The 13,881-nt window shown below is 37.4% G+C and carries 7 protein-coding genes; 2 read left to right on the forward strand and 5 right to left on the reverse strand.

Annotated features, from left to right (window positions below; genetic code table 11):
• The first annotated feature begins 284 nt into the window (after positions 1–284).
• Together QM491_RS16185 and QM491_RS16190 are read left to right on the forward strand one after the other, a co-directional pair.
• Positions 285–1,496 carry an acyl-CoA dehydrogenase family protein gene (locus QM491_RS16185; RefSeq protein ID WP_283328563.1) on the forward strand — a complete coding sequence of 404 codons (1,212 nt, stop codon included), beginning with the start codon at positions 285–287 and terminating at the stop codon, positions 1,494–1,496.
• Positions 1,497–1,507: 11 nt separating this feature from the next.
• Positions 1,508–2,575, forward strand: coding sequence for a phosphotransferase family protein (locus tag QM491_RS16190; RefSeq protein ID WP_283328565.1), 1,068 nt, complete (start codon positions 1,508–1,510; stop codon positions 2,573–2,575).
• A 65-nt stretch (positions 2,576–2,640) separates the two neighbouring features.
• Here QM491_RS16190 and QM491_RS16195 read toward each other — a convergent pair whose 3' ends face one another.
• The 5 genes from QM491_RS16195 to QM491_RS16215 form a co-directional block, all read right to left on the reverse strand.
• Complete coding sequence (locus tag QM491_RS16195; protein ID WP_283328566.1) at positions 2,641–4,962, reverse strand: glycoside hydrolase family 3 protein; 2,322 nt, start codon at positions 4,960–4,962, stop codon at positions 2,641–2,643.
• A 206-nt stretch (positions 4,963–5,168) separates the two neighbouring features.
• The gene (locus tag QM491_RS16200) at positions 5,169–6,035 is read right to left on the reverse strand and encodes a transglutaminase family protein (RefSeq protein ID WP_283328568.1); all 867 of its coding nucleotides are present in this window, start codon (positions 6,033–6,035) and stop codon (positions 5,169–5,171) included.
• The gene (locus tag QM491_RS16205; RefSeq protein WP_283328569.1) at positions 6,025–8,598 is read right to left on the reverse strand and encodes a circularly permuted type 2 ATP-grasp protein; all 2,574 of its coding nucleotides are present in this window, start codon (positions 8,596–8,598) and stop codon (positions 6,025–6,027) included. The genes QM491_RS16200 and QM491_RS16205 overlap by 11 nt, the downstream gene beginning before the upstream one ends.
• 244 nt (positions 8,599–8,842) lie before the next feature.
• Positions 8,843–12,268, reverse strand: a complete 3,426-nt coding sequence (locus QM491_RS16210; RefSeq protein WP_283328570.1) for a transglutaminase family protein — start codon at positions 12,266–12,268, stop codon at positions 8,843–8,845.
• A 686-nt stretch (positions 12,269–12,954) separates the two neighbouring features.
• On the reverse strand, positions 12,955–13,875 hold the full coding sequence (locus QM491_RS16215) for a ParB N-terminal domain-containing protein (RefSeq protein ID WP_283328572.1): 921 nt from the start codon (positions 13,873–13,875) through the stop codon (positions 12,955–12,957).
• Positions 13,876–13,881 lie beyond the last annotated feature (6 nt).

Below are 13,881 nucleotides of genomic sequence, written 5' to 3' on the forward strand. Positions count from 1 at the left end.
TTGAATACTATCCTAATTTAGTTGTCAAATTTGCGGTAATATATTACTTTTACATAAAATTCATATTTTCCTGTATCACAGGTAATTCTCATGATTTCGGAAGCTCAGTGAGCTAAAACATATTATCATAGTTTTTATAGAAAATTGGGTGTAGTTACTGGCACTATAATATTTATGGTGTCAGTTTTTTTTGTGCCTACCCTAAAGTGATTATTCTCATTTCAAGAAAATTTTAAACTTTTCTTTGTAAATTCCTACCATAATTCACTTTGAAATAACAATATATGAACTTCTCACATTCTCCCAAGACTCTTGACTTAATCCAAAAAGTTGAGTACTTCGTTCATAAACACATTTTACCCATTGAAGAAAAATTTCGTGCAGAACCTCTTATTTCGAATCCTAACTTTCAAGAATGGTCTCTCGATGAAGAGATAGAATCTTTAAAGAAATTAGCAAAATCTCAAGGATTGTGGAACCTATTCCTTCCAGAAATTAGTGGTTTGAGCAACGTTGAATACGCACCCCTCGCCGAAGCGATGGGATATTCGTTATTGGCTCCAGAAGTTTTTAATTGCAATGCTCCCGATACAGGCAATATGGAAGTCCTCTGGAAATATGGGACTACAGAACAAAAAGAAAAATGGCTTACTCCTCTCTTGGAAGGCTCAATTCGTTCTGTTTTTTGTATGACCGAACCAGCAGTTGCCTCAAGTGATGCAACCAATATGAAGGCTACGATTGAAGGTAAAGGCGATTATTTACTGATCAATGGAACCAAATGGTGGAGTACTGGCATAGGGCATCCTAATTGTAAAATTGCAATTTTCATGGGTTTATCAAATCCTGAAGAAGCCAAACATGCACAGCACTCAATGGTATTCATTCCACTAGATACCGAGGGTGTAAGCATCAAACGAATGTTGCCTGTATTTGGCACTTATGACCCACCGTACGGTCATGGTGAAGTCAGTTTCGAAAATGTTAAAGTACCAAAATCAAATCTTATTGGCGGACTAGGAAAAGGGTTTGAAATAGCACAGGGGCGCTTAGGTCCTGGTCGAATCCATCATTGTATGCGAGTGCTTGGAGCAAGTGAGCGGGCATTACGTCTGATGATAGAGAGGGGAAAATCAAGAACAGCTTTTGGGAAGTCGCTTATTGAACTTGGAGGAAATACAGATATTATAGCCAATGCTCGTATGGAAATCGATATGGCAAGGTTACTCGTTATGAAAACTGCCTTTTTGTTAGATACTTATGGTATCAAAGGTGCCTTGAGTGAGGTATCACAAATTAAAGTAGTTGCACCGACGGTTGCCTGTAAAATTATAGATCAAGCAATGCAACTATTTGGAGGAAAAGGCCTTAGCAATGATACTCCACTCGCTGGACTATATGCATACGCACGAACTTTAAGACTAGCTGATGGCCCAGATGAAGTTCATAGAAATGTGGTGGCAAAACTAGAACTAAAAAAATACCGAGAATCATAAAAGGGCTGGAAATGGAAAACTTATTAATTGATAAACCCAAAGATGTTCGTACTGAAGACCAGCTAGATTTGGATACATTGAAAAACTATTTAGCAAAAGAGTTCTCTATTACTATTGACTCCATTACCTTGAAGCAGTTTAGTGGTGGAGCCTCAAATTTAACGTATCAAATTACAATAAATGATAAGACATACATTCTGAGGTGTACGCCTAAAGGTACTAAAGCCAAAGGGGCTCATGATATGGCAAGAGAATCTAAGATAATGTCAATACTTGCCCCTTATTATCCCTTCGTACCAAACATAGAGTTATACTGTAGTGATACTACAGTAATTGGTCGAGAGTTTTATATAATGGAAAAAATCTCAGGAATTATTCCTAGAGCAAATCTTCCAAAAGGCTTAGAACTAAGTTCTGAAAAGGTACGAAATCTATGTATTAGAGTAATAGACAAATTAGTTGATTTGCATAAAATCAACTTAGAAAATACTGATTTACAACAATTTGGAAAAGGGAAAGGCTATGCGAATAGGCAAATCACAGGTTGGGTAGAACGGTACCGAAAAGCCAAAACATGGAATGTGCCTTCTTGCGAATATGTGATTCATTGGCTACAAAACAACATTCCGTCTGAAGAATATACCTGCTTTATTCACAATGATTATCGTTTTGATAATATCGTTCTTTCAGCTGATGAGCATTTAGAAGTAATCGGTATTCTGGATTGGGAAATGGCAACGGTGGGCGATGGACTGATGGATTTGGGCAATAGTCTAGCTTATTGGATTCAGGCAGATGATGATTTTGTATTCAAGATGTTCAGAAGACAACCCACACATCTAAGAGGAATGCTAACTCGTAAGGAAGTCATTAGCTACTATTGTGAACGAATGAGCCTAAAAAATGTAGATTTTACCTTCTATGAGGTATATGGGCTGTTTAGATTATTGGTGATAATTCAGCAAATTTATTTTCGGTATCATCATAAACAGACTAGTAATCCTGCATTCAAAAACTTTTGGTTTATGGTCAATTATCTCAACTGGCGTTGCAAACGAATAATTAAGAAAAATAATTAAAAAGACAGGCGAGAAGGAACTCTTTTCGCCTGTCTTTTTAATTACAAATAATGGATCATGTTATATTATTTTTTATACAACTTAACACGACCGTCTTTGATAACACCCCTCCAATTTAAGCCAAAGCCAAAATCGTAGACATTACCTTCTGAGTCCTTGTGACATTCCATATCATGTGGCACATCTTCTGCTTGTTTTTCAACAGTACTCATATTAGCAGGCATTTGAATTGGCAACAGAGCTGAAGGTTCTTTTTTTCCAGAAATAATATCAAAAATAGCTTGATCCTGTACTTTAAAGTTTACCAAAATACCCTCTACCTCCTTCTCAAATTCATTGAATACCATCGGATTCTCCATCGATACTGAAACGATAACAGGTTTTCCTTTCATCTTAGCTTTTGTCTCTAAAATCATATCCAAATCAGTCGAATTTGAAGCCTTTATGGTTTTACCCTTATAAGAGCGGTTCGTTGAAGCCTCCAATGGATCTCCACCAGCAATACTCGTTTCACGAGCCTCAGTAGCAGTATATTCTTTATACTGTAGACTTATTGGCAAATAACCATTACCACCTTTTTCCAAATCTGCTTTATCATAGCCAATGCCAGAAGCAGGGTTATTCACAAATACGATGGCACAATCAGCCTCATTTGGATTATCAGTAACTGTAAAGTACTTCTTAACAATATTTAAGTTGACAGGATACTCCAACGATTCAGGAGTTTCCATGCCTAGGAAATTACGAGATTTGGGAACAAAACGTTTAGGAATATAGACAGTCTTACCTAAGCGAAGCGGTAGAATATTTCCTTTGTTTTTGAGCATTACAATTGAGCTAGTCTGCGCTTCAAAACCCTCACGCATAAATGTAGGATTACCCACTACTTTCACTGTTTCTTGAACATCCAAATAGGGGTTTTCAAACAAACCAACACGGAAAATATTACGTAACAAACGAACCGCTGATTTTTCCATGCGAGCACGCATCCATGTTTCTCCTCGCTCTTTTACTCCCATTGCATAAGCATCGATAATAGGTTTAGAATCATTGTTACCTCCAAATTGATCCACACCAGCTATCAAAGCTTTGTAATGTAACTCCGCTTCAGTAAGTTTTTCTAAGCCCCATGGCTTGCCATCTACAAAGTTATCCATCACCGTGTGAGCATGAGTTATACCCCAGTCGGTACACACAACACCATCATAGTGATATTTATCTCTGAGCAAATCTGTGATGATATATTTATTGTAACTATTACCTACGTTTTCGTTATTTTTTGTATCAAAGCCCCACGAAATTGTATAGTATGGCATCACAGCAGAAGCCATCTTAGTTTTACCTTTTAGTTTAAAAGCACCTTCAGTAAAAGGTATAAAATGTTGTGCATAGTTTTTGCCAGGGTAAACCGCATATTTCCCAATAGCATAATGAGCGTCACGACCAGCTTCGCCAGAACCACCACCAGGCCAGTGTTTCACCATCGCATTCACACTTCCAAAACCCCAACCATCCTTAATTTCTCTATCACCGTAAGAAGTTTGAAAGCCATCAGAATATGCTTGCGCCATCGCTGCACTCAAATAAGGGTTTTCTCCAAAAGTTCCACTCACACGACTCCAACGAGGTTCGGTAGCAATATCTACTTGCGGAGATAATGCCGTAGCAATACCCAAAGCACGGTATTCGGCAGAAGCAACTTCTCCAAAACGATGCATAATAGTCGGATTAAAGGTGGCTGCTAAGCCTAATGAACTTGGCCACATCGAAATGGTCCCACCAGCCGCAGCATTGTATTCGGCACTTGCCAAAGTTCCATGACGAGGGTCAGAACTATTATTGGCAGGTACACCCAACGCAGTACTTTCGACAAATGCTTGCATTTTATTATTCCATTTGGCAGCTACCTCAGGACTTTTTACTGTAGTCAACAAAACATGTCGTAAGTTATCTTTATCCAAAAATGTTCTCTGCTGGTCGGTCATGTCAGAAGGATCTGTTTCTCCTTCCTTGTAAGGCTTACCATTATAAGTTCCAGAAAAATATCCCATTGGTCGTGCAGGCAACGACTGATGACCAGAATATAACATCAAGCCAGCAATTTGTTCGACCGACATTTTAGACGCCAAATCTTTAGCTCGAACATCAGTTGGCAGGCGCCAATCTTCGTATTTATCGAGCTTTCCGTTTTTGTTCAAATCTTTAAAGGCCCAACCATCTACTGTCAAAATTTTCACACCTGAACTCGGAGCATAGCCTAATTTAACACCACCTTTGTTTTGAACAATGGTAAAATCACCTTTCGATTGTGAGGTATATTTCTGAGCTTGAACGCTCAGAGATAGCGATAAAGTAGCAGCAAATAATGGTATATATTTATATTTCATATCGTAAAAATTAATAAGGTTATTATTGAATTAATATGATACAAAGAAATGAATTATTACCATTATTTGATTAAATTTTTATATAATTCATGCTATTTTTTAGTCAGATAAGGAAAAAAAATCGATAGATACAAAAAAAGGACAACTCAACTAGTTATCCTTTCTATCACTACTTTACTTGAATTATTATCTTTTTTTTCTCATTACTAGACAGGGATTACATCCACCGAAACCGACAATTGATGCCCTCCTGAGCTAAATATTACACCTTTCAATGGAGCCACATCGCTATAATCACGACCATACGCAGTAATGATATGACGCTCTTGAGGAATCATATCATTGGTTGGGTCAAACTCACACCAGCCCATCTCAGGGATATACACCGAAATCCAAGCGTGAGAAGCATCCGAGCCTTGTAATTTTTGTTGTCCAATTGGCGGAAGAGTCTCTATATATCCACTAACATAACGTGCAGCCAGCCCCAAGCTCCGCAAGCAAGCAATTGCCAAATGTGAAAAATCTTGACAAACACCCCTTCGTTCTTTTAACACCGTTTTGATGGGAGTATAAATAGAAGTAGCATTTGAAACAAACTTAAACTCTTTGAAAATTTTATGACATAACCGCATAACTCCTTCATAAAGTACAATATTACCTTGCAAGCAACTAAGCGCAAACTCTTGTATTTCAGCGTCCCAGTTAATGAAAGGACTTTGTAGCATATATTGTAAAAGTTCAACTTTTAGCTCACTGTTATTCCAGAGTATATTTTTACAATCTTGAACTGATACAGTAGATATATTCTTTTGAATTTTGGGTAAACTCTGAACTTTACTAACAGCCTGAACGATTAATTCTTGGTGAGGAACATGGATTGAAAAATAGTGGACTGTATTCCCAAAATAATCTTTTCTTTCAATAATTTCATTGGGAGATGGTGTTATTGTTAATTTAAAACTATCACAAATTTGTCCTTCCAAATCTTTAGGCTTCAAACACACTAAACTATGATAATTATTAACTGTTTCGTGATATTTATATGAAGTTTTATGAATTAAGTTATATTTCATTCTGACTTAAATTTTCGGTACTACTCAAAAAAGAGTGTTGTATTTCGGTATGAGTAAAGTACAAATTTGTCAAAGAGTTATTTACTGATAAAATTAAATCAAATACTTCTGCAAGTAAACTATCTAAATGTACTCGATACAAAGTGTCTTGTTCAAAAATAATCATTTGAGAAACATCAGCTAATTTAATTTTCAAACCTGCTTGCAAGACAGCTTTTTGAGCCTGATTTAGTCGCTCTGTGTACAATGGCTTAGGTAATTCAGACAAATAACGCCCAAGTTCATCTAGTTGGAAGGCTAAAGAATAAGGTAATTTAGTTTCCAGAAAAATCATATCAAGCATTGCCTCCAAATTCAAATTAGATTTATAAAGCTGTCGATAATAAATCAATAAATGATGATTGATAAGAACTGCTTCTATGAGCTCATTTTCGACATAAGATTCACTTTTAAAACTAAAACAAGCCCGAATTGTACTGATTTTTAGTAGAATTCTTTCTATGAGTTTTCCTGATTCGAACAAATAATATCCGCTATCCCTTGGCATTGTATCGGCAACAATACCATAAAATGTAAATAAGCGAGCATGAAGTTTATCCATGATTTTTTGCATGGTATTACTATTAGAATAGGCTTCATCGGGTCTCTTGATTTTTTTGAATGTATTCTCAATCGAATAAATTGCACGCCATGTATCATGGTTCCATTTGTCACTCACAGAAATAACACCCTTCAAAAATGCCTCTGTACTCGATGCTACAGAGCCTAATATCTTAAGATCGTAAATAATTTTATGTATTTCTTGGTATGGATTAGCTAATAAATCGGGCTTTTCTGTATCCAAAAAACCAGGGTAGGTTAAGGTGAGATGTGTGAGACCTTTTAACAAAATTTCAATATGTTCTGATTTTGAGGCATTTCCAAATTTGACACTTTCATGGAGTGCATTTATCAACAACTTGATATACTTGGTCGTAGACATGGTTCGCTCGGCATATCTACCTACCCAAAAAAGATTCTCAGCGCTTCTGCTAGGCAGCGAAGTATGATGATGCACAGACTCTTTGGGCATTTCGATGCGAATCTCCTTTTGTGCTATTTCAGTGTCTGATACAATCCAAGTATCTTTAGAACAACCACCATGCTGATGCGAAACTTCAAAACGCCCTTTTACAGCAGAACTTCTTGTCAGTCCCCCCTGCATGACCATATAGTCGTCGCCATTAGCTACCAAATAAGCCCTAAGCGCTGCCAAACGAGGCACTAATTTCCCATTTACTAACGAAGGAGTTGTCGAAAGACCTATTTCCTCTTGTGCAACATATTCGTGAGGTGACTGCAAAATTTGTTGAATCAACTCCATGCGCTGTTCGGGCGTTAGCAACCTACCATACACCGAGCGAAAAATCTGTTTACGATTAGCTTTTTTTATAATAAGCCTAGGAATATTCTCAATTACGTAATTAAGTTCGTGCTTATGCCCACACCACCAAGTAGCAATGGAAGGTAATATTAGTTCTTCTTTCAGAAAAAAACGACAAGCAGCTCCCATAAAGGCTAGAAGACCACTATTTTCAAGGACACCTGCTCCTGGTGTATTTACAACAGCAACTTTGCCTGAGCGCATAGCTTGTAATAGCCCTGGAATTCCCAAACGAGAATCCTCCCGTAATTCTAATGGATCACACCAGTCATCATCTACTCGACGAATTATCACATCTACTTTTTCTAGGCCATCTATTGATCGTAACCATACAAAACCATCTCTCACCACCAAATCATCGCCCTGAACCAAAGTATAACCCAAATACGAAGCCAAATAGGCATGTTCGAAATAAGTCTCATTCCCTGACCCTGGGGTCAAATATACAATTGTTGGATGTTCTCGACTTTTTCCTGTCAGAGCAGTTACCTCTTTATGAAAAGTTTTGAAAAAAGGAGAAAGACGATTTACCGTCATTCCAGTTGTCAATTCAGGCAATATCGCACTCATGACCGTACGGTTTTCGAGGGCATATCCTGATCCCGAAGGCGCTTGAGTACGATTATCGACCACCCACATTCGGCCATCAGGTCCACGAGCAATATCTACACCATAAATGAGTAACTGCTTTTCGCAAGCCAATTTTACGTCCATACATGAGCGTAAAAATCCACAATTATCATAAATCAACTCAGGAGGTAAAACACTTTCCTTTAACAAAAGTTGAGGTCCATAAATATCCTTCAGCATCAAATCTAGTACCATTGCTCTTTGCTTTAGCCCTTTAGCAATGTAATCCCACTCTGATTTTTCAAGCAAAAAAGGAATAGGGTCTAACTGCCAAGGTCTTGCACTTACTTCAGAGCTACCATATACATTGTAAGTGACACCATTTTCCTGAAGCTTATTGGTTAATTCCTTACTACGTACCACAAGCTGTTCCATACCCAGCTTTTCGAGGGTATCAAACATCTTTTTCCAATATGGTTTTACTTGTTGATTAGCGTCCAGTATTTCGTCATAAGACTCTATCTCTTCGAGGTACGCTTTGAGTAAACTATCTTTCACTTCAGTAATCATATTATCATAAGCAAGCACTCAAAATATTGACTGCAAAATGGTAAATCTTTCACTTTATTTGTTTGTATCATTGTATTCTGTAAGCGTAAAAACATAAATGTACATATTTACGAAAAAAAAACAAGGATAGGTTATCACGACGAATCAGAAAAACATCAGATAACCTATCCTTTTAAAAGCTTTGCCCAACTAAGTTTACCACAAAATTACAAGTTGAATATCCAGTAAAACTAGCACTTAAGGCTTATCTAGCTCTCCAGAATCTTCTTAAGTCAAGCGTAGTGGGATATTCAGCATTGATAAGCTCAACAGGCGTATCAATTTTCATATTCTTCTTATTTTCAGCAACAAATCGCGAAGGAGCTGTATTGAATCTTATAGGTGCAGGAACCGTTTCTGTCATAGACGGAGTGTGCCCAAAACTCCAAAAGCGACTAATTCGCCTAGACTCCGCTTCATAACTATTGATAGGATATGTATCAAAACTTCGCCCGCCAGGATGCGACACAAAATAGGTGCATCCACCAATTATACGGTTATTCCAAGTATCTACAATATCAAATACCAATGGAGCATCTACTCCAACTGTAGGATGTAGCGCCGATGGCGGATTCCAAGCTTTATATCTGATACCAGCTACATATTCGCCTTTAATTCCTGTTGGTCGTAATGGAACTCTACAGCCATTGCATATCAAAATATGTCGGTCTTGAACAAATCCAGAAACCTTAACTTGAAGTTTTTCTAAAGATGAATCCACGAAACGAGCTGTGCCAGCATTTGAAAGTTCTTCACCAAGTACATGCCAAGGTTCTATTCCTAAACGAAGCTCTAGTTGCAAGTTGTCGACAGTTATACCACCATGATGTGGAAATCTAAATTCGAAAAAGGCATCAAACCATGAAATATCGAATTCATAGCCTGCATCTTTCAGATCATTTACTACGTCGATCATATCCAAATAAGCGAAATGAGGTAGTAAAAATCTATCGTGTAATTCCGTACCCCAACGAATTAGCTTTTTCTTATAGGGTTGTTTCCAAAACTTAGCAATCAAGGCACGAACTAGTAGATTTTGAACCAAGCTCATGTGCTTGTGCGGTGGCATATCAAATGCTCTAAATTCAAGAATTCCCAAACGACCAGTAGATGAGTCTGGTGAATACAGTTTATCTATACAAAATTCGGTACGGTGTGTATTTCCTGTAATATCAACTAAGAGATTCCTGAAAATTCTATCTACCATCCAAAATGGCACATTGCCATCGTCTGGGATTTGGTCAAAAGCAATTTCAAGTTCATACAAACGCTCGTCACGGCCTTCATCTACTCGTGGCGCTTGACTTGTTGGACCAATAAATGAACCAGCAAACAAATAGCTCAACACAGGGTGATGCTGCCAATAAGTAACCAAACTTCGCAACAAATCGGGGCGTCGTAAAATCGGACTATCAGCAGGTTTTGCTCCACCAATCGTTACGTGGTTACCACCGCCTGTTCCTGTATGTCGTCCATCTACCATAAACTTTTCGGTTCCTAACCTCGACAAAAAAGCTTCTTCATACAATGCCGTGGTATTGTCGACTAGCTCCTGCCAATTTTTTGATGGGTGAATATTTACCTCAATTACCCCAGGGTCGGGCGATACCACAAGTTTTTCTAGCCGATAATCTGAAGGAGGCGTATATCCTTCGATTCTAACGGGCATTTGTAATTTTTCTGCGGTTGCCTCAATAGAAGCAATAAGATCTAGATAATGCTCTAAGTATTCTGTCGGAGGCAGAAAAGCATACAGTATTCCGTCTCTTTCCTCAATCACCAGAGTTGTTTGAATCGTATTTACCTCAAATAACAAAGGTTTTTCTTCTTGCTCATCCGTTTTCTTACTTTTATCTTCATCCTTGATTTTAGAAGCTTTTGAGATGGGAGCCACATAATCGGTAGCTTCAGAACCATATCGAGCCTCTGCAACAGTACTATAATCTCCTAATACTGGCAAATCTTCAAATGGACTACGCTCTAAGGGTTCGTCTCTTTGAGTTTTAGAAATTACAGGTAATGAATTCAATGGCAACCTTAAACCCACTGGAGAATTTCCCGGAATTAAGAAACAATTTTCTCTTCGAAATTCCCATACACAACTTGTCCATGAGCTAGCATCCCAATTCCAGCGAATCGGCAGTGCAAATCCTACAGGATTATTTAACCCTTTTTCTAATACTTTTGCTAATGTACGGCGCTCTATCGAATCCTTCAGGTTTACTGCCAGAGGATCTACATTTACAGGTAATTTACCTTCTTCTAACGTCCAATAAATAGGATCTTCAAAAGTAGGGCACAAATTACTCGGACGAATACCTAAATATTTGGTGAGTTCTGTGGCAAATAGTTCAGCATCGTGGAAGTTATAATTTGTTTGTCCTTCTTTTGCGATAAGGTCGTCATTTTTCCAAATGGTATGTCCGTCCTTTCTCCAGTAAAGAGCATATTGCCAACGTGGAAACAATTCACCTGGATACCATTTTCCCTGTCCAAAATGTAGTAAGCCTCCATGAGCAAAGCGATTTTTGAGGCGTAAGGCAAGATTATAGGCAAGCTGGCGCTTGAGTGGACCATCAGCCGTCGAGTTCCATTCTGCTGATTCAAAATCGTCTACAGAGACAAAGGTTGGTTCTCCTCCCATCGTCATACGCACATCCCCATCTTGTAAATCCTTTTCAACGATATTACCAACATTCATGATTTTCTCCCACTGCTCTTCAGTATAAGGCTTGGTCACCCTTGGATCTTCGTGAATACGGAAAACTTTATTATCAAACTCAAATGTTACTTCGCATATATCAGTAGCTCCTGTAACTGGTGCCGCACTCGCATAATCAGGTGTGCAGCACAAAGGGATATGTCCTTCACCAGCAAATAATCCAGATGTTGGATCTAGCCCTATCCAACCTGCTCCAGGAATATAAGCTTCGACCCAAGCATGTAAATCTGTAAAGTCTTCTTCTGGACCAGAAGGGCCGTCCAAGGACTTTACATCAGGGGTTAGTTGAACCAAATAGCCCGATACAAATCTAGACGCAATACCTTTATGACGTAAAATCTGGACTAATAACCAAGCAGAATCTCGACAACTACCACTTCTAATTCTTAGTGTATCTTCACAAGTTTGTACACCAGGCTCCATCCGAATATTATAATCAAGATGTCCATAAACTTTTTGATTGGCATATACTAAAAAATCAACGGTATTAATATCTGCCTGAGCTTCTACTTCTTTCAAAAACTCTGTCAATAATAATCCTGATTCACCTGCTTCTAGGTATGGAGCTAACTCTTTTGATAAAATCTCATCATATTTGAATGGAAATTTTTCGGCATATTCTTCTACAAAGAAATCAAAAGGATTGATTACTTCCATTCGAGCGATTACTTCTACTTCTACGCTTAGTTCTCTTGTTTTTTCTGGAAAAACAACTCTTGCTTGATAGTTTCCAAATGGGTCTTGCTGCCAGTTAATAAAATGTTCTTCTGGAGTAATTTTCAAGGAATATCCTTCAATCGAAGTTCGTGAATGAGGCGCAGGTCTTAAGCGAAAAATGTGGGGCGACAAGCTGACGCTACGATCAAACTTATACTTAGTTTTATGAGAAATCGCAACTTTTAATGACATACGAGATTATTTTGAAGGTTCAATCATGGATTTATGTAAAAAAAGTGAAAAAAACCATAAAATATCAACCTCCAAATAAAAATTTATAAATTCTCTTAAAGAAATTATATTCTACTTAACATTCATTTTACTTTTAATTATTTTAGAATATTCTCTTTATTCAAAATTATATTTCATCATTGTCAACAATTACAACTTTACCTTAATGCCTATTTATCATTGACCATTCTGTCCGAAATACTCAAATCATAATGCTCAAAATGAGCAATATGATAATGATAAAAACGCTCAAACCATAATGCTCAAAATGGGCAATATGATAATGATAAAAACGCTCAAACCATAATGCTCAAAATGGGCAATATGATAATGATGAAAATGTTCAAACCATATTGCTCAAAATGAGCAATATGATAATGATAAAAACGCTCAAACCATAATGCTCAAAATGAGCAATATGATAATGATGAAAATGTTCAAACCATAATGCTCAAAATGGGCAATATGATAATGATGAAAATGCTCAAACCATATTGCTCAAAATGAGCAATATGATATTGATAAAAACGCTCAAATCATAATGCTCAAAATGGGCAATATGATAATGATGAAAATGCTCAAACCATATTGCTCAAAATGAGCAATATGGCTGATAACAAAAAAGAGGTCGATTGACCTCTTTTTTGTTAAAGTAACTCTTCTAACCTAGAGACTAGATTTTTTAGTTCTTCTAGTTTTTCTTTGTCTTTAGCATTTACAATTTTCTTTACAAGGGCTATAATTTCATTAGAACAATTAACTAACGTATGGTCAGCTGGAACTGCTTCAATTTTTGCTACCAGTCCACTCGTTTGTAGCACGGTTACCAACTCATCTGCACTTTCGATGGGTTTAGGTAATTCTTTTACTTTAGCTACTTTTTGTAAAAGACCCTTTTCGATATTTTGATTTCCAGCCAATACTTCATTTCGTAAGGTGGTAGATAGTTTCCCTAACCCTTCTGCAAACTCAGCATCACGTCGAATAGTAGCAGGACTGACTTTGTATTCTTCCGATAATTTCGAGGCTGTTGAAGCTTTTACACGTTTACTTTCAAAATAATCATCTACGTTGATAAGTCCTTCGTCAGTAATACGGTCATATTTACCTCGTTCAGTTTTTTCGTTGTTATAGCGTAAGCCTCTGAAGTAAGATGCTTGTTGAGGTGTAAGATTACGGCGCCCCAATTGCAAATCAATCATATAGTCTTTTACCTCTTTTAGATTGCTAAAAGACAATAATTGAATATTAAAATTCAATTGATTGGCCTGACAAATTCGATAGCGATTGTGTCCATCTATCAGGATGTAGGCTGGAGTTGCATCTTCTGTGGTACTTAATCCAGCTACGCTGAGGGTAGTTTCCCATACTAATAGAGCATCTTTACAGCCGTATTTTAAAATATTCTGTTCTAGTTGTTGAGATTCTTCGTCACTCAAAGGAGGTATAAAGTCGCGAAGTTCTTCAAGGATTTGTATATTTTGCTTAATGGCCTCTAGGGAAATGAGATTACTTCCCAAGGCTTGCTTGGTTTTGGAGGCTATAACGTCTTTAAAATTTGCTTTCATCTAATC

Source organism: Flectobacillus longus (assembly GCF_030056705.1).
GTDB lineage: Bacteria > Bacteroidota > Bacteroidia > Cytophagales > Spirosomataceae > Flectobacillus > Flectobacillus longus.

What these genes read in the sequence shown, in the direction of transcription:
- QM491_RS16185 (WP_283328563.1), top strand. Translation starts at nt 285, where the DNA reads ATGAACTTCTCACATTCTCCCAAGACTCTTGACTTAATCCAAAAAGTT.
- QM491_RS16190 (WP_283328565.1), top strand. Translation starts at nt 1,508, where the DNA reads ATGGAAAACTTATTAATTGATAAACCCAAAGATGTTCGTACTGAAGAC.
- QM491_RS16195 (WP_283328566.1), bottom strand. Translation starts at nt 4,962, where the DNA reads ATGAAATATAAATATATACCATTATTTGCTGCTACTTTATCGCTATCT.
- QM491_RS16200 (WP_283328568.1), bottom strand. Translation starts at nt 6,035, where the DNA reads ATGAAATATAACTTAATTCATAAAACTTCATATAAATATCACGAAACA.
- QM491_RS16205 (WP_283328569.1), bottom strand. Translation starts at nt 8,598, where the DNA reads ATGATTACTGAAGTGAAAGATAGTTTACTCAAAGCGTACCTCGAAGAG.
- QM491_RS16210 (WP_283328570.1), bottom strand. Translation starts at nt 12,268, where the DNA reads ATGTCATTAAAAGTTGCGATTTCTCATAAAACTAAGTATAAGTTTGAT.
- QM491_RS16215 (WP_283328572.1), bottom strand. Translation starts at nt 13,875, where the DNA reads ATGAAAGCAAATTTTAAAGACGTTATAGCCTCCAAAACCAAGCAAGCC.